This is a genomic window from Saccharopolyspora sp. SCSIO 74807, from assembly GCF_037023755.1.
GTDB lineage: Bacteria > Actinomycetota > Actinomycetes > Mycobacteriales > Pseudonocardiaceae > Saccharopolyspora_C > Saccharopolyspora_C galaxeae.
The window spans coordinates 5,397,331-5,412,804 of record NZ_CP146100.1; the positions used below are offsets into that span (position 1 = coordinate 5,397,331).

Sequence of the window (15,474 nt, forward strand, 5' to 3'; positions counted from 1 at the left end):
CCGCGCGGTGCCCTGGTCGCGGGCAATGGGCTGCGTACCGAGATGAGCGCCGCCGCTCAGGAATGCGCGAACCGCATCGAAGAGGCCAAAGGAATGCGGTTCCAGGAACCCCCGGGCACGTTGGATCTGATCAGCCAGGGACGGGATTTCATCCGGGAGAACAAAGATGCTCTCAAAAACATCTCCGAGGCCCTGAAGATCGTCTCCGCGGGACTCGCGGTCGTTGGCCTTGCCTTGCAGGCCATCCCGGTGGTCGGCAATGCCGTCGGAGGAGCGTTCCTAGTGGCCGCCGGGATCACCGGCGGCGCCGCGCTGGCCATCGACGCCGGCATCTACGCCGCCACCGGCGAAGGCAGCCTCACCTCAATTTTGGTCGACACCGCGTTGACGGTCATTCCCATAGGCAAGTTGGCGAAACTCGGCAAAGCTGCCTTCAGCATGGCCAAGGACTGGCGTTTTCTTGCACGCCCCACGTCACACATTTCCGAACCGGCGATCCACGCAGGCTCGGCGAATCCGGCCATGAGGAGGTGGTTCCTCCGTGATCAGCACTCGTGGATGAATGGCGAAAATGCCATCAATGCCCCTCGGTTCAATGCGAGCACACCTGGCTACGTGGAGAACTGCTCGAACAACGTGGCCACCGTTGAACATCGGTTGAACGGGGTCGAGGTCTCGACCGCACCGTTGCACAACCCGCGGTGGCCGGATCCGGCCGCACTGGGCAATCCCAATGCCAGGTTCCAGGACGTGTCCAGCTATGATGACATCATCAAGGACATGCACGCCCGCGGTGCAGGATCACGTGGTGTGGTCTACATCAATCGTCCGGGCAACCCGGACTTGTTCATAAAGCCCACGGCCCACGTGTTCAACGTCCATCACGGCCCGCACGGGGTGGAGTTCCTTGATGGCCAAACGGGTAATCTCGCGGAGCTGGAACAAAATGTCGACCGCATTGGATACATGCCGTACCGGTAGGTGCGCGACAGGTTGAGGAGTGCAGCTGGAATGGTTTCGAAAGACGACGCCAACCGCGCCGCTGAACAATTTTTGGCGGAGGTTTACGGCGACGATGCGGTTGGGTCCACGATCGTCATCGAAGGAATCGGCGAGGTCCCCAACGCATGGATCGTGGCATTCGACCTGGCCGACAGCGACACGGATGATCCGACCCAGTTGCCGATGGTGCGGAACATCATCGTCCCCAAGGACGGCACTCCCGCGCACCTGCCACCGACAGCGCTTCCGATCCCGAAGTATCTGTCCATGGTCGAGTCCGGAGAATGGAACTGGGTCGGCGCGCCATAATTCCGACCCCACCCTGCCCCTGACGATTCATGCCTGCTGCCTGGTGACATCCAGGTTCGGCAAGCCGAGCGGGTCGGTCCGGTCACTCGGCTGGCACGCGGGCCAGCGCCTGAAGATCCGCGCACTGGCCGGCTCGGTGCTGGTGGCGGTCACCAGCCCGAAATCGCCGACCCGGGAATCGCTGCGCCGCCTGGTTCTCCCCAGGCGGCGCAGCGGTCGTGGTGCCGGGTGATCGTCAGCGCAGCGTGGCTTCGACGATGGAGTACGGCGTCGGGGTTTCCACGATGCGGTCCAGGGTGAAACCGGCCCGGTCGAGCAGCACCCGGTATTCCTCGGCGCTGCGCTCCTGACCGGTCAGCATCCCGAGCATGGTCAGGTCCATCATCTTGCTCAGGTGCGGGAGGTCGTCCGCGGGAACGACGCCTTCGAGCAGCAGCACCCGCGCCCCGGAATCGGCCGCCGCGGCGATCGAACCGAGGATGCGCAGGCTCGACTCGTCGTCCCAGTCGTGCAGGATGTAGGACAGCACGTAGACATCGGCGGTCGGAACCGATTCGAAGAAGTCGCCGGCGACGACCTCGACCCGGTCCGCCAACCCGTTGCGGGCCAGGCTGTCCCGCGCGCCGGACACGATCGCCGGAAGGTCGAAGACGATCCCGAGCCGGTCCGGGTCCGCCCCCAGCAGCTCGGCCAGGACGTTGCCGCTGGCACCGCCGATGTCGGCGACGACCTTGCCCTCGGGCAGGACGTAGCCGTCGAACATGCCCGTCCGCAGGCTCGAGCTGAACTCCGTCATCGCCCGGTTCTGCAGCTCGGCGCGGTCGGAATCGGCCGCGATCCAGTCGAAGAACGGTTCGCCGAGGTGGACGTCGGCTGCCGGTCGGCCGGTGCGCGCGGCGGTGAGCAACTCGCTGAACGGGAGGTAGTGCGTCTCCATCCAGTAGCAGATCGCGTTGTACATCGACGAGGGGTGCTCGCGGGAAAGGATCGCGCCCAGCTCCGTGACGCGGACCCGGTCCCCCTCGCTGCTGAACACGCCCAGCGGGGTCAAGGATCGGATCAGCCGGTGCAGCGCGCCCGGATCGGCTCCGGCGCGCTCGGCGAGCACGTTCACCGGCAGCGGGCCGTCGTTCGCCAGCATGGTCGGCACATCCAGCTTCGCCACCGCGTACAGCGCCTGCGACACCTGGAAACCGGCCATCAGGCGGCTGATCTGGGCGGTCGGCGGCGGGGTGGGATGGCTTTCCGAGGTCATCGATCCTCCGAGTTCGGGGTCGCGCGGGCGAACTTCCGGCCGGCTCGCACCGGAAAGTTCCTTGATCGACAACCTATCGGCACCCGCTGCCGAACGTCCACGCACGTGCGCGACCAACAGCCCCCAACACGCCGGCCGACCTGAGATGATCTTGATGTGGCTGCGCCACGGCAACCATCCGAAGAACTGCGATACGCACCGCTAGTCACAATTCCTCGGTGAGGAGCAGTTCGAACTCCTCCCTGGTCGCGGCGAGATGCCGGGTCATCTCTACCGCCGCTCGGTCCGGGTCTCGATCCCGGACGGCGGCGAGCACCAGCGCATGCCCCTGCACGCAGGACCCTTTGAGGAACTGGAAACCCAGGAGGTCGACCGGCGCGAACATCTTGACCCTGGCGTCTTCGACGGCGACCGCGAGCTCGTGGTTCCCGGAAGCACGCGCGACCGCGAGGTGGAACGCCGTGTCCGCATTGCGGGAGTCGTGCAGCGCCTCGGACGCTTCGAGCTCGGCCTGCGCCTGTTCCATCGCGGCGAGGTCCTCGTCGCTGCGCCGTTCGGCGGCGAAGCGTGCCGCGGCGCTGTCGATCACGGCGCGGAACTCGACGAGCGCCACGATGGCACCCGCCCGTTCGCGGACGTCCTGGCGGATCCGCCACGCCTCGACCATCGAGGCCTGCACGAACGCTCCACCGCGGGCACCGCGGCGGATGGCGATCTGCCCACTGCCCTCCAGGATCCGCAGCGCCTGGCGCAGCGTGTCCCGTGCGACCCCGAGCTGTTCGGCCAGCTGCCGCTCCGGGGGAAGACGGTCCCCGGGCCGGATACGTCCCAGCGTCATCTCCCGCCGGAGATGATCGACGATGGCCTGGTAGCCGGAAATGGCCCGCGGCGACGTGGCTGCAGCCGAGGTGTCCGGGATGGCCTGCGCTGCCGAGTCGGCCGGGCTTCCCGAGGCGGCTGAGACGTCACCGGCCCGCTTGCTCGTCACGCTCGCACCCCGCTCGGACTCAGAGGGGAAGACCGGGCGCGTCGGTTCCCACGATCCTCTTGCCGAGGAAGAACTCTAGCAGTTCAGCGTCCCCGTGCCCCCCGATACCGGAGCTGCCGAAGAAGCTCTGCGCCGAGTGCGGCGACATGTCCAGCACGCTCGTCCCGTTGACCTTCACCTCTCCGGCGACGAGCCGGGCACCGAGCGCACCTGCCTCGTCGATGTCCTCGGAGAAGACGTATCCGGCGAGTCCCACCTGGCCGGAATTCGCGCGGCGCACCGCATCCTCGGGTTCGTCGAAGGCCTCGATCGTGAGTAGTGGGCCGAAGATCTCCGAGTCCGGCTCGACGGCTTCGCCGACGGCGAGCGTCGGGGGAAAGAAGAAGCCTTCGTCGGGCGTCGGGCCTGTCTCGACGATCGTGGCGCCGCGGGCGGCGAGGACATCGCGCTGCGCGGTCAGCTGCTGCCGCCGTCCCTCGAAGGCGACGGGCCCGAGCGTCGTCGTGTCGTCGAGGCTGGAACCGATCCGCAGCGTGGCGAGTTCCGCGCGCAGCCCCTCGACGAGCCTGTCACGCACCGCGCGCGACGCGAGGACCCGCCGCGGTGCCTCGCACCACTGGCCGGAGAGCTTCATGGCGCCGCCCGCGAGCGCCTTTGCGGTGACCTCGACATCGGCGTCCGGCAACACGATCGCCGGGTTGTTCGAGCCGAGCTCGAGGCGGAGCTTGGCGAAGCGGGGTGCGGCGGCGGCCGCGATGGCGCGGCCGGTCGGAGTGGAGCCGGTCATCGAGATCGCGGCGATCCGCTCGTCCTCGACGAGCCGGGATCCAGCCTCCGCGCCGCCGAGCACCAGGTTCACGACGCCGTCGGGAATGCCCGCTTCGGCGGCCGCTTCCGCGACGAGCAGCGCGCTCCACGGCGAGGCCGGTGACGGTTTCATGACGGCGCTCGCGCCGGCCGCGAGTGCGAAACCGAGCTTCTTGACGGCCATCGCCGAGGGTGCGTTCCAGGGCATCAGGAGGGCGGCGGGGCCCCACGGCACGCGGTGGATGCGCACGTCCCGGCCGTCCGCGGGCAGGGCCGCGGCGTCGCCGAGCGCGAGCGCCCGGTCCGCGGCGGAGCGCACGGTGTCGCCGTTGCTGGACGCGAACAGCCGGGTCACCGAGATCGGCACGCCCGAGTTGATCGCGTCGAGGCGGGCGATCTCGTCGGCACGGGCGTCCAGACCGTCGGCGAGGGCCCGCAGGAACGGTGCGCGCCTCTCGGCGCCGAGCGAGGACCAGCGCCCGTCGGCATGTGCACCGGCCGCGGCGCCGACGGCCCGGTCGATCTGCTCGCTCGACGACGAGCGACTCGGTGCGAGTTCGGCGCCGGTGTTCGGGTCGCGCAGCGATGCTCCGTCGTCGGTGCGGCTCTGCTCGGCGCGGCCGTCGATCCAGGTGCACGGGGAGGGAAAGGTCATGCTCGTCAGATCCGATCGAAATAGCGCTGCAGGTCCCATTGCGTCACCGTGGATTGGTAGACGCGCCACTCCAACTCGGCGAGGTGGCGGAAGTGCGATGTGTTCTCTTCACCGATGAGCCGGCGGACGAAATCGGACGTCGCGAACATCTCGGCTGCCTCGGCGAGCTGCGTGGGCATGGCCGCGTCGATCTCCCCGTCGTAGGCGTTGCCCACCGTCATCGCGGGCGGTGTCGCCGAACGTGCGATGCCGTCGCGGGCGGAGGCGAGCACCCCGCCCAGGGTCAGATAGGGATTGGTGTCTGCGCCGGGTATCCGGTATTCCACACGCAGGGCGGACGACGTGTGCCCGACGATCCGCGCTGAGACCGACCGGTTCTGCACCGCCCATGTCCGGCCGTACCCCGCGATCTCCTGTGAGTTGGTGCGCCGGTAGGAGTTGACGGTCGGCGCGTACCAGGCCATGAACGCGGGGGTGTGCTCGAGCATCCCGGCGACGGCCGAACGCAGCGTGTCGCTCATGCGGTGCTCGGCGTCGGCGTTCCAGAAGACCGACCCACCCGCGTCGTCGAGCAGCGAAAGGTGCACGTGGCAGGACGAGCCGGGCTGGTCGTTGAGCGGGCGCGCCATGAACGTCACCGACATGCCCGCTGCCACCGCGCTGTCGCGCACGGCGAGCTTGTAGAGCGCGTGCCGGTCGGCCATCTCGAGCGGGTCGCCGTAGGCGAAGGTCATCTCCCACTGCCCGGTTCCCCATTCGGACTGCCCCGCCTCCACCTCGATACCGCTGTCCCGCAGGTCGCGACGCAACTTCTGGAAGAAGGGCTCGTAGCCGTTGCCCTCGTGGATCATGAAGTCGCTCGGCGTGAGGGTCGTGGGGTCCAGGTCGTCCCGAAAGTCGCTCTTGCGCAGCGCACGAGGGTTGTTCGCGAACAGGTAGAACTCCAGCTCGGTACCGGCCTGCGGCGAGTAGCCCATGTCCCGGTACCTGGCGAGCTCCTTCTTGAGCAGCACGCGCGGCGAGATGTCGAGCGGTTCGCCGGTCGTGGGCCACACGGGGTCGGCCATGCAGATGGCGACTCCCTGCAGCCACGCGGCTCGGCGCAGCGTGCCGACGTCGGGGATGAGCGCCACGTCGGGTGCGCCGTTGTGCATGCTGCAGACGGCGAGGACGCCCGCGCCGATGAGGTCGAAGGACTGCTCGACGTCCCAGGCCCACGCGCAGGTGCAGATCTCGACGCCGCACTCCAGGATGCCGGGGAAGCGCTCCGCGGGAACCCGCCGTCCCACCAGGCGGCCCTGCAGGTCCGGGGTCGCGACGATCACCGTGTGGATGCCCGCTCCTTCGAGCTGGCGCGGGTCAAGGAGAGGGGTCATCGCGTCAACCACCCGCCGTCCACCGGCAATTCGATGCCGTCGATCCAGGCCGCCTCGTCCGAGAGCAGCCACGAGATCGCCGAAGCCACGTCGGCCGGCGTTCCGACCCGGCGCACGAGCAGGCGCTGTCCCAGGAACTCCATGGCCTCGGGGCTCGTGACGTCCTCGTAGGAGAAGAAGTCCGTCGCGATGGGTCCCGGCGCGACGCAGTTGACGCGGATGTTCTTTGGGGCGAGTTCGACGGCGAGCGCCTTGGTGAGTGCGGGTACGCCGCCCTTGCTCGCGTTGTAATGCGGCTGCGCGGTGCTGCCGCTGGTCACGACCACGGACGCCTCGACGGTGGAGAGGTTGACGATCGCGCCGCCCCCGGCGGCATCGAGGTGCGGGGCCACCTCCTGCGCGACCAGGAACTGGCCCTTGAGGTTGACGTCGAGCACGAGGTCCCAGGCGTCGTCGGTGAGGTCGGACAGCGAGTGCGGAGTCACCAAGCCCGCATTGTTGACGAGCAGGTCGAGCGATCCCCACGCCGCGGCCGCGGCCTCGGCGGCGGCCCGGATGCCGGAGCGCTCACGCACGTCGACGGCGGCGGACAGCGCCGTACCGCCATCGGCCTCGACGAGTTCCGCGGTTTCCCGGGCAGCGTCGCCGTTGACGTCGGTCGCCATGATCCTCGCGCCCTCGCCCGCCAGGCGCAGCGCGGTCTCCCGGCCGATACCGCCGCCTGAGCCGGTGATGAAGACCGATCGGCCGGCATGTCGTTCGCTCATCGTGCGACCTCCTGTGCGTTGTCGTTGCGGGTGAGCCCGGCCTTGGCGGACGCGGTGCGGGCGAGCCAGGTGAAAATCGGGTCGTTGCCGAAGGTCTCGGGATGCCACTGCACTCCGATCGCGGACGTGCCCGCGATCTCGATGGCCTCGGCGGTGCCGTCCGGGGCACGGCCGACGACGGTCACCCCGTCGCCGGGACGGTCGACCGCCTGGTGGTGGAAGGAGTTGACTCTGGTGCGCGTGCCGTAGACGGCCGCGTGCGTGCTGCCCTCGGTGAACTCCACGTCGTGGACCCGGTGCGCACGCGGATAGGCGTAGGAGCCGTGCGACTCGCCTTCCCCGAGCTCGAGATGCTGCTGCAGCGTGCCCCCGAGCACCACGTTGAGAATCTGCTGGCCCCGGCAAACGCCGAGGATGGGGATGTCCCGCTCCAGTGCCGCGGTGACGAGGTCGGTCTCGAACTGGTCGCAGGCCGGATCCACGACCGTCGTGAAAGGACCGGGCGCCTGGCCGTACCGGCGCGGGTCGACGTCGTCCCCGCCGACCAGAACGAGCCCGTCGAGTCGCGCCACGAGCGCCCGCGCGTCGCCGTCGAGAGGCAGGTGCACCGCGAGCGCGCCTGCGCCCTGTACCGACGTGGCGAATTCGGCGAAGTAGACGTCGATGGGCGCGTCGGAGAATCCCCGCGGAGCCGTCATGATCGCCGCGCTCTTCCGGCGACCGGTCAGCCCGATCAGCGGGCTCGCCGCGGCGGCAGTCGCGTACCGAGTCGGATTCATCGGATCGAACTCCCGGTGTCGTTCGTGGTCGAGTTCCTGTGCGCTCAGGGCGAAATCCGCGGGATCGCGAGCTTTGACCAACAGCGCTCGCACCGCGCCGAGACCCGGCGCCAGGACGACGATCGCGAGCAGCACGTAGCCCACGTCCCCAGGTGGCTTGCCCGCGGCGCCGACGTCTTCGACGACCAACGGGAGGTTGCTGGCGATCAGTTGGGCGGCTACGGCGAGGCCCACCGGGCCGGCGAGCGGCGCAACCGCATCACGGGCAGACCGACTCCGTTACCGACCAGGAAGCCGATCGGCATGAAGGTCACGGCGCGCGGGCCGAGGGTGCTGCTCAGCCGGTATTCGCCCTGGACGCTCATCGGCGAACCTCCTTCAGGAGCGTTTGGCCCAATAACTAGACCATTCGTCCATGGGCGCCGAAAACCCAAGGCGGGAGAGTTGACCGAACCGTTACGCGGCGCGTGCTCGCCGACGTCCGGGCCCTCCGCCGAATACTTGTCAGACGTTCGGACGACACGGCCGAGCCGCGGTCTCATGCAGCCGATCGCGTTGCCACAGCGTGGAATTCGAGCCAACCGCCCGCCTCGGCTCACTTCCCGCGAAGACGGCCGATTCGCTTGATCCGGTCCAGCAGGGTGCCGAGCATCATGCGCAGCGCGCTCGGCGCGGCGTGGGACCGCTGCGGTGCTTCTCCGGTGGTGGCGGCCTGGCGGACCGAGTCGGCGAACTGCTCGAACATGCGTCGGCTGATGTCGCCTGCCAGCGCTCGGCCGAACTGGGCGATGCGGCCGGTCAGGTACACGGCCGCGTCGGCGCGGAGTTCCGTTCCCGCTGCGGTCGCATGCGCCCGCAGCGTGATGTCGGCCTGGGTTTGCGCCCCTCCGGTGTCCTGCCCCTGCGCGAGCACGCGGATCGTCCCGGTTTCCCGGTCCTGTTCGAGTACCCGGGCGACCCCGTGGAACGAGAGCTTGATGGGTCCGACCGCGACTCGCGCGCGTCCGGCGTAGAGCTGGTCGCCGAGTTCCTCGGTGAGCTCCGCGCCGGGAAGGCATCCCGCCAGCACGTGCACGTCGTCGAGCACCCGCCACACCTGATCGAACGGCAGCTCCAAGGCGGTGTCCACCTGCACCGCGATCGTCGGATCTCCCTCGGGGAGCACGATCTCCACGTTCCCGGCAGGTTCGCCCGACGGTTCTGCGTTCTCCTCGGTGACCGTGGCCGACTGGCCGCCGGAGCGGCCGACCAGCGCCCGCCGGGCGCAGTTGCCCGGCTCGGGGATTCCCTCCGGGTGCGCGGCGCGGGTTTCGGAGACGGCGGTCATGATGTTCCGGTAGCCGGTGCAGCGGCAGATCACGCCGGACAGCTCCGCGGGGAGCTCCTCGTCGGTGACCTCGGGTTCGTTGCTGAGCAGGTCGTAGGAGCTGAGCAGGAAACCCGGGGTGCAGAAACCGCATTGCAGGGCGTGGTTCCGCCCGAAGGACTCCTGCAGCGGGTGCAGGTCGTCCGGACGCCCGAGCCCTTCGACGGTGACGACCTCGGAGCCGTCGAGCTGACAGGCGAACAGCAGGCAGGCGCGGACTGCTTCGCCGTCGACCAGCACGGTGCACATCCCGCAGACCCCGTGCTCGCAGCCGACGTGGGTTCCGGTCAGTCCCAGGTGGTCGCGCAGCGCGTCCGCCAGCGTGACGCGGGCGGGGAGGTTCAGCACCGCGGGTGTGCCGTTGACCGTGAACCGCACTTCGACGGTTTCGCCGGCTTCGGCGCGGACCGGTCGAAGGCCTTCCTGCACGGGTTCTCGTGCGCTCGTCATGCTTCCACCTCCGCTGTGCCGCGCACCGCACGGCGGTATGCCTTGGCTGTTTCGCGGGGCGCCAGCGCGCGCAGGAGGCGCCGGCGGTAGCCGTTCGACGCGTGCGCGTCGCCGTCGGTGTCGACGACCTCGCGCACCACGTCGTCGAGCGCACCGGCCAGCTCGGACTGGTCGCCACCGGCCGTGCGGACGAGGCCGGTCAGGTCACGGGTGACGGGCCGGTCGGAAACTCCGAAAGCCGTCATCGTCGCGGCGGACACGCCGCCGCCGTCATCGACGCGGACGTGCGTTGCTACTCCGGCCAGCGCGAAGTCACCGTGCCTGCGCGCGATCTCGGCGAAGCCGAAGCCCTCCCCCGGCCCGGCCGCCGGGAAGGAGACCGCGGCCAGGACGTCCTCCGCGCGCAGTGCGGTCGTCATCGCCCCGTCGAAGAACCCGCGGGCTCGAACGGCGCGTTCGCCCTCGGGGCCCGCCAGGGTCAGCTCCGCGTCCAGGCAGCAGGCGACCGCCGGGAGCTCGGCGGCCGGATCGGCGTGCGCCAGGCTCCCGCAGATCGTGCCGCGGCTGCGCAGTTCGCGGTGCCCCACCCAGGGCAGCGCGAGCCGCAGCAACGGCACCTGCGCGGACTCGGGCGCGCGCTCCACTCGACGCTGCCGGACGGTGCCGCCGACCTCCAGCCGGTCGCCCACTGCCCGCAGCGCGTCGAGCCCGGTGACCGCGTTGATGTCCACCAGGGTCGTCGGCCGCGCCAGCCGCATGGCCAGCACCGGAACCAGGGATTGCCCGCCGGCGATGACCTTGCCGCCGCCGTCTGCGTCGACGAGTTCGGCAACGGCGTCGGACAACGCCGCGGGGCGCGCGTACGCGAAGGGTGCGGCCTTCATCCAGCTCCTCACCGCCCCTGGAACTTCGGGGTGCGCTTCTCGCCGAACGCGGCGACGCCTTCGGCGAAGTCCTTGCTGGAGCGCAGCATCGCGTAGGCCTTGCGCTCCAGCTCGATCCCGCTGTACAGCGGGGCGTCGACGCCGCGGTCGAGAACTTCCTTGGCAGTGCGCGCGGCCAGCGGGGAGAACCCGATCAGCTTGGTCACCAGCCGCTCGACCTTCTCGTCGAGCTCCGCTCGATCGGCGGCCAGCTCGGCGAGAAGTCCCCAGTCCTTGGCGTCGTCGGCGTTGATCCGGGACGCGGTCAGCACGTGGTACTTGGCGCGGGAGAGCCCGATCAGCCGGGCGAGGCGTTGCGTTCCGCCGGAGCCCGGGATCATGCCGAGGTTCATCTCCGGAAGCGCGAACTGGCTTCGTTCGGTCGCCACGCGGATGTCCGAGGACAGCGCGAGTTCGAACCCAACGCCGAAGCAGTAGCCGTCGACGGCGGAAATGACGACCTTGGAACTGCGGGAGGGCGCGGTCACGTTGTGCCCGAGGTCGGTGAAGTCGACCGGGTCGACCTCCATGAAGCCCGCGATGTCGCCGCCCGATGAGAAGTGCTCGCCTTCGCCCCGGATGACCACGACCTGGATGGCGTCGTCGGCGTCGATCTCGGCGAACCGGTCGGCCATGACCTGCCGGGTCTCCCAGGTGATGATGTTGTACTTGCCGTGGTCCAGCGTCAGGTACGCGACCCGGCCGTCGTGGCCGCGGGTCAGCTTGATCTCGCCTCCGGTGAGGGCCATGTCGTCAGTACTCCCCTTCTGTTCCTTCGAGCACCGCGGTGTCCGTTGTCGCCGCGAGCAGTCGGTGGATCACGTCGCCGTGAATCGGCAGCGTGGTGATGTCGGCGCCGGACGGCGCGAGCGCGTCCGCGACCGCGTTGGCGATCGCCACCGGCAGGCTCATGCAGCTGCCTTCGCCGCAGCCCTTGGCACCGAGGCGGGTCAGCGGCGAAGGCGTTTCCAGGTGGTCGCTGCGCAGCTCGTAGCCGACCTCCGCGGTGGTCGGGCACAAGTAGTCCATGAACGTCGCGGAGGTGGGCTGGCCGTTGTCGGCGTAGCGCAGCTCCTCGTACATCGCGCCGCCGATGGCGTGCGCCAGCGCGCCGTGGACCTGCCCTTCCAGCAGCACCGGGTTCAGGATGGTGCCCGCGTCGTGCACTGTGGACACCAGCTCCAGGGTGAGTTCGTAGGTCTGCGGGTCGATGCGGCAGACCACGAGCTCGGCGACGAAGCCGTAGCACAGGCTGGAGTTGATCTGGTCGTCCCGGCTGGCCGCTTTGGCCTGCGGTGGTGTGAAGGCGGCTTCCTCGTACAGCCGGGCCGAGGTTCCCTCCGGCAACGAGCCGGGGTCCCAGTGCACCACTCCGGCGGCGTGGCGGAAGTCCACCGACTTCGCGTGGTCGTCGCGGTGCCGGATCCGGCCTTCGGCGAATTCGAACTCTTCGGGGTCCAGCCCCAGCATCGACCCGGCCGCCGTCCGCATCGTGCGGGCGAGCCGGTCGCACGCTTCGACCAGCGCGCTGGTCAGCAGCGGCGCGAACCTCGACGAGTAGCTGCCGGAGCTGATCGTCCACGGAGTGGTGGCGGTGTCCATCTCCACCACCGGTCGGACCTTCTCCAGCGGCAGTCCGAGCCTGTCGGCCACGACCTGCTGCGCGACGGTGGCGTGCCCCTGGCCCTGCGGGACGGTTCCCAGCAGGACCGAGACGACCCCGTTGACGTCGACGCTGACCCGCACGTGCTCGGTGGAACCCGACTTTCCGCGCCCGGGCGGGCGTTCGTCGGCCGGAGTGGCCAGTCCGACGTACCCGATGTTGGTCGCCGACGGATCGACGATGGTGGCCAGCCCGATGCCGAAGTGCTCGCCGCGCTCCCGCGCCTCCCGCTGGCGCTGCCGCAGCGCCGGGTAGTCGGCGTTCTTCAACGCCATGTCCAAGGCCCGCGGATAGTCGCCCGAGTCGTAGATGCCGCCGGTCGCCGTCCGGTACGGGAACGCGTCCGCGGGCACCAGGTTGCGCTGGCGGATCTCCGCGACGTCGATCCCGCACGTCGCGGCGATCTTGTCCATCAGCCGCTCCAGCCCGAAGTAGAGCTGCTGGCCCCCGAAACCGCGGTTGAGCCCGGTCGGCGTCTTGTTGGTCACCACCGCGCGCGAGCGGATCTGCACGGCTTCGACGTCGTAGGCGCCGGTGAGGTTTCCGAAGCACCGGTAGAGCGTGCTCGGTTCCGGCGGGCGCAGGTAGGCGCCGACGTTGTCGACGAGATCCGCCCGCAACGCCTGGACCTGGCCTTCCGCGCTGACCGCGGCTTCGAAGCGCATCGCCCGGTCCGAACCCGCTGAGCTGGCCAGCAGGTGTTCGCTGCGGTCCTCCGTCCAGCGCACCGGGCGCCCGGCGTGCTTGCTGGCCAGCGCCATCAGCACCACGTAGGGGTAGATCCCGGCCTTGATGCCGAAGCTGCCGCCGTTGTCCGCCGGGATCATCAGCCGCACGCGAGAGGCCGGCACGCCCAGCGAACCCGCGATCACCGGGACCATGGAGAACGGACCGTGGAAGTTCGCCCAGGCGGCGATGGCCGGACCGTCCACTTCGTCCTGCCACTCGGCGATCACCGAGTAGCACTCCATCGGTGTCGACGAATAGCGCGGAAATCGGTACTCGCCGCGGACGACGTGATCGGCTGCGGCGAAGAGCTCGTCCACGGGTCCGAAGTGGAACGTGCGGTCGGTGGCGACGTTGCTGTCGGCCGCGTCGTGCAGTCGCGGTGCCTCGGGGCGCAGCGCGGCGTCGACGTCCACGACCGGTGGCAGCGGCTCGTAGTCCACGGAGACCAGCTCGGCGGCGTCCTCGGCGGCGTAGCGGTCGGCGGCGACCACGACCGCGACGGGTTCGCCGACGAAGCGCGCCCGATCGGTCGCCGTCGGGTAGTACGACATGGGCGTCTTCAGCGACAGCGGGAACGGGTTCAGCGCTTCCAGCACCTCGTCGGGTCCGATCACCGCCGCCACACCGGGGTGCGCGCGAGCACGGGTGAGGTCGACGCCGCGGATGCGGGCGTGCGGATGCGGGCTGCGCACGATCGCCGCGGTCAACGTGCCCGGCAGCGGGTCGAGGTCGTCGAGGAACCGGCCGCGCCCGGTCAGCAGGGCGGGGTCCTCGATGCGTGCCGTGGTGCGCGCAGGCGTCATCGAAGTGCTCACTTTCGCGATCCGATCGAAGCAGCGGAGACCTCTGCCAGCGGCGTGAACCGCCCATCGGTGAGTTCGCGGCGCAAGATCTTGCCCACCGCCGATTTCGGGACCTCGGCGACCGCGACGACCCTCTTGGGCCGTTTCAGCGGCGGCAGCCCGGCCCCGGAGCGGATGTACCCGGTCAGCGCGGCGGCGGCGTCCTCCGGGGTGAGCCCCGCTGCGGGGACGAAGAACGCGGTGACGGCCTGCCCCCAGCGGTCGTCCGGCATCCCGACGACCACGACGTCGGCGACCTCCGGGCAGCGGATCAGCGCGTCCTCGATCTCGTCGGGGTAGATGTTCTCGCCGCCCGAATTGATCATGTTGTCGACGCGTCCGGACACCCACAGGTCGCCGTCCTCGTCCGCGACGGCGAGATCACCCGGGAAGTACCAGCCGCCGCGGATGGATTTCGCATCCGCGTCGGGCCGGTTCCAGTACCCGGTGAAGGCTTCCGGCGACTCCATCGAGATCGCGATCTGGCCCTGCTCGCCGGCACCGACCAGCGCGTCCGGGGTGGCCCGCGGGTGCGGGTCGACCAGGCGAACCCGGGTGAACACGCCGGGGCGCCCGGCGCAGCCCGGTTTCGCCGCGACGTCCGGCCCGATGGTGAAGGTGTAGATCTCGGTGCTGCCGAAGTGGTTGACCAGCACCTCGGGTTCGAGTTCGGCGACGAGCCGTTCCGCCAGCGCCGGGGTCATCGCGGCTCCGGCGTAGGCGAGCTTGCGGACGCCGGTCTCCCCCAGCCGGCCCGTTCCCAGCAGGCTCCAGTAGATCGTGGGCACCAGGTACAGCGCGGAGACGCGCTCCCGGGTGATCAGCTCCAACGATTCCTCGGCGTCGAACCGGACCTGCGGGACCCAGGTCCCGGCGCTGACCACGCTGGCCAGCAGGGTGCGCAGGCCCATCGTGTGGAACATGGGCATCACGCCGAGGGTCGTCTCGAAGGGAGCCGACCGGCTCTGGTGCAGGTGCGCGACGGCGGCGTAGAACTCCGCTCGGTGCGTGCGCGGAACACCTTTCGGCTTCCCGGTGGTGCCCGAGGTGTAGAGCATGACGCTCGTGTCGGAGTCGCGCACCGGTGCGTCGATCGCGCCGTCGGGCTGAGCAGCGGCGGATCCCAGCAGCTCCTCGACACCGGCCGGAGCGCCTTCCCCGACGTGCGCGTGCGGCAGGGGCTCGGTGCGCTGCAGCGCCTCGCACGCCCTCTCGACCGTGGACACGTCCGTGACCACCAACCTCGGCGCCGCGTCCGACAAGCAATAGGCGAGCTCGTCGACACCGAAGCGGAACGACAGCGGAACCGAGACGGCTCCGAGCTTCTGCGCCGCCAGGTGCAGCGAGGCCATCGGTTCGCCACCGGCGAGCAGGAACACGACCCTGTCCCCGTGACCGACGCCGCGCGCGGCCAAGGCACGAGCCAGCCGGCTGGTGTGGACGTCCCACTCCGCGTAGGTCATCGAGCGCTCGCCGCCGACCGCGCGGCCGGCGGGGTACCGCTCGGCGGTCCAGCTCAACACTCTCCCGAGATCCATTCCCAGTCCTCGCAATATCACCGGT

15 protein-coding genes are annotated in these 15,474 nt (G+C 69.7%); 3 read left to right on the plus strand and 12 right to left on the minus strand.

What is annotated here, in order from left to right:
• Nucleotides 1–42 precede the first annotated feature (42 nt).
• Genes V1457_RS24760 through V1457_RS24770 form a run of 3 tightly spaced genes read left to right on the plus strand, consistent with a single transcriptional unit; the run spans nucleotide 43 to nucleotide 1,543 of the window.
• On the plus strand, nucleotides 43–981 hold the full coding sequence (locus V1457_RS24760; protein ID WP_338597207.1) for a toxin glutamine deamidase domain-containing protein: 939 nt from the start codon (nucleotides 43–45) through the stop codon (nucleotides 979–981).
• A 30-nt stretch (nucleotides 982–1,011) separates the two neighbouring features.
• Nucleotides 1,012–1,311: a YrhB domain-containing protein gene (locus V1457_RS24765; RefSeq protein WP_200072583.1), complete on the plus strand. Its 300-nt coding sequence runs from the start codon at nucleotides 1,012–1,014 to the stop codon at nucleotides 1,309–1,311.
• Between the two features lie 43 nt (nucleotides 1,312–1,354).
• The gene (locus tag V1457_RS24770) at nucleotides 1,355–1,543 is read left to right on the plus strand and encodes a hypothetical protein (RefSeq protein ID WP_338597208.1); all 189 of its coding nucleotides are present in this window, start codon (nucleotides 1,355–1,357) and stop codon (nucleotides 1,541–1,543) included.
• 3 nt (nucleotides 1,544–1,546) lie between these two features.
• On the opposite strand, the gene V1457_RS24775 is transcribed toward V1457_RS24770, so the two are convergent.
• The 12 genes from V1457_RS24775 to V1457_RS24830 form a co-directional block, all read right to left on the minus strand.
• Entirely contained in the window at nucleotides 1,547–2,566 is a 1,020-nt protein-coding gene (locus tag V1457_RS24775) for a methyltransferase (protein ID WP_200072816.1), read from the minus strand.
• Nucleotides 2,567–2,771: 205 nt separating this feature from the next.
• On the minus strand, nucleotides 2,772–3,554 hold the full coding sequence (locus V1457_RS24780; RefSeq protein ID WP_200072817.1) for a FadR/GntR family transcriptional regulator: 783 nt from the start codon (nucleotides 3,552–3,554) through the stop codon (nucleotides 2,772–2,774).
• A 19-nt stretch (nucleotides 3,555–3,573) separates the two neighbouring features.
• The gene (locus V1457_RS24785) at nucleotides 3,574–5,016 is read right to left on the minus strand and encodes an aldehyde dehydrogenase family protein (RefSeq protein ID WP_338597210.1); all 1,443 of its coding nucleotides are present in this window, start codon (nucleotides 5,014–5,016) and stop codon (nucleotides 3,574–3,576) included.
• A 5-nt stretch (nucleotides 5,017–5,021) separates the two neighbouring features.
• Nucleotides 5,022–6,392: a glutamine synthetase family protein gene (locus V1457_RS24790; protein WP_338597211.1), complete on the minus strand. Its 1,371-nt coding sequence runs from the start codon at nucleotides 6,390–6,392 to the stop codon at nucleotides 5,022–5,024.
• Nucleotides 6,389–7,159 (minus strand): SDR family NAD(P)-dependent oxidoreductase, encoded by a 771-nt coding sequence (locus V1457_RS24795; RefSeq protein ID WP_338597212.1) that lies wholly within the window; start codon nucleotides 7,157–7,159, stop codon nucleotides 6,389–6,391. The genes V1457_RS24790 and V1457_RS24795 overlap by 4 nt, the downstream gene beginning before the upstream one ends.
• Nucleotides 7,156–8,127 (minus strand): gamma-glutamyl-gamma-aminobutyrate hydrolase family protein, encoded by a 972-nt coding sequence (locus V1457_RS24800; RefSeq protein ID WP_338597214.1) that lies wholly within the window; start codon nucleotides 8,125–8,127, stop codon nucleotides 7,156–7,158. The genes V1457_RS24795 and V1457_RS24800 overlap by 4 nt, the downstream gene beginning before the upstream one ends.
• 29 nt (nucleotides 8,128–8,156) lie before the next feature.
• Nucleotides 8,157–8,303 (minus strand): hypothetical protein, encoded by a 147-nt coding sequence (locus tag V1457_RS24805; protein ID WP_200072822.1) that lies wholly within the window; start codon nucleotides 8,301–8,303, stop codon nucleotides 8,157–8,159.
• Nucleotides 8,304–8,533: 230 nt separating this feature from the next.
• Nucleotides 8,534–9,754, minus strand: coding sequence for a 2Fe-2S iron-sulfur cluster-binding protein (locus V1457_RS24810; protein ID WP_200072823.1), 1,221 nt, complete (start codon nucleotides 9,752–9,754; stop codon nucleotides 8,534–8,536).
• Nucleotides 9,751–10,638, minus strand: a complete 888-nt coding sequence (locus tag V1457_RS24815) for an FAD binding domain-containing protein (RefSeq protein ID WP_338597216.1) — start codon at nucleotides 10,636–10,638, stop codon at nucleotides 9,751–9,753. Before V1457_RS24815 ends, V1457_RS24810 begins: the two co-directional genes overlap by 4 nt.
• 8 nt (nucleotides 10,639–10,646) lie before the next feature.
• Nucleotides 10,647–11,426 carry an enoyl-CoA hydratase/isomerase family protein gene (locus tag V1457_RS24820; protein WP_338597218.1) on the minus strand — a complete coding sequence of 260 codons (780 nt, stop codon included), beginning with the start codon at nucleotides 11,424–11,426 and terminating at the stop codon, nucleotides 10,647–10,649.
• 4 nt (nucleotides 11,427–11,430) lie between these two features.
• Nucleotides 11,431–13,884 carry a xanthine dehydrogenase family protein molybdopterin-binding subunit gene (locus tag V1457_RS24825; RefSeq protein ID WP_338597219.1) on the minus strand — a complete coding sequence of 818 codons (2,454 nt, stop codon included), beginning with the start codon at nucleotides 13,882–13,884 and terminating at the stop codon, nucleotides 11,431–11,433.
• A complete protein-coding gene (locus V1457_RS24830; protein WP_338597220.1) occupies nucleotides 13,881–15,449 on the minus strand; it encodes a class I adenylate-forming enzyme family protein in 1,569 nt (522 codons plus the stop codon). Before V1457_RS24830 ends, V1457_RS24825 begins: the two co-directional genes overlap by 4 nt.
• Nucleotides 15,450–15,474 lie beyond the last annotated feature (25 nt).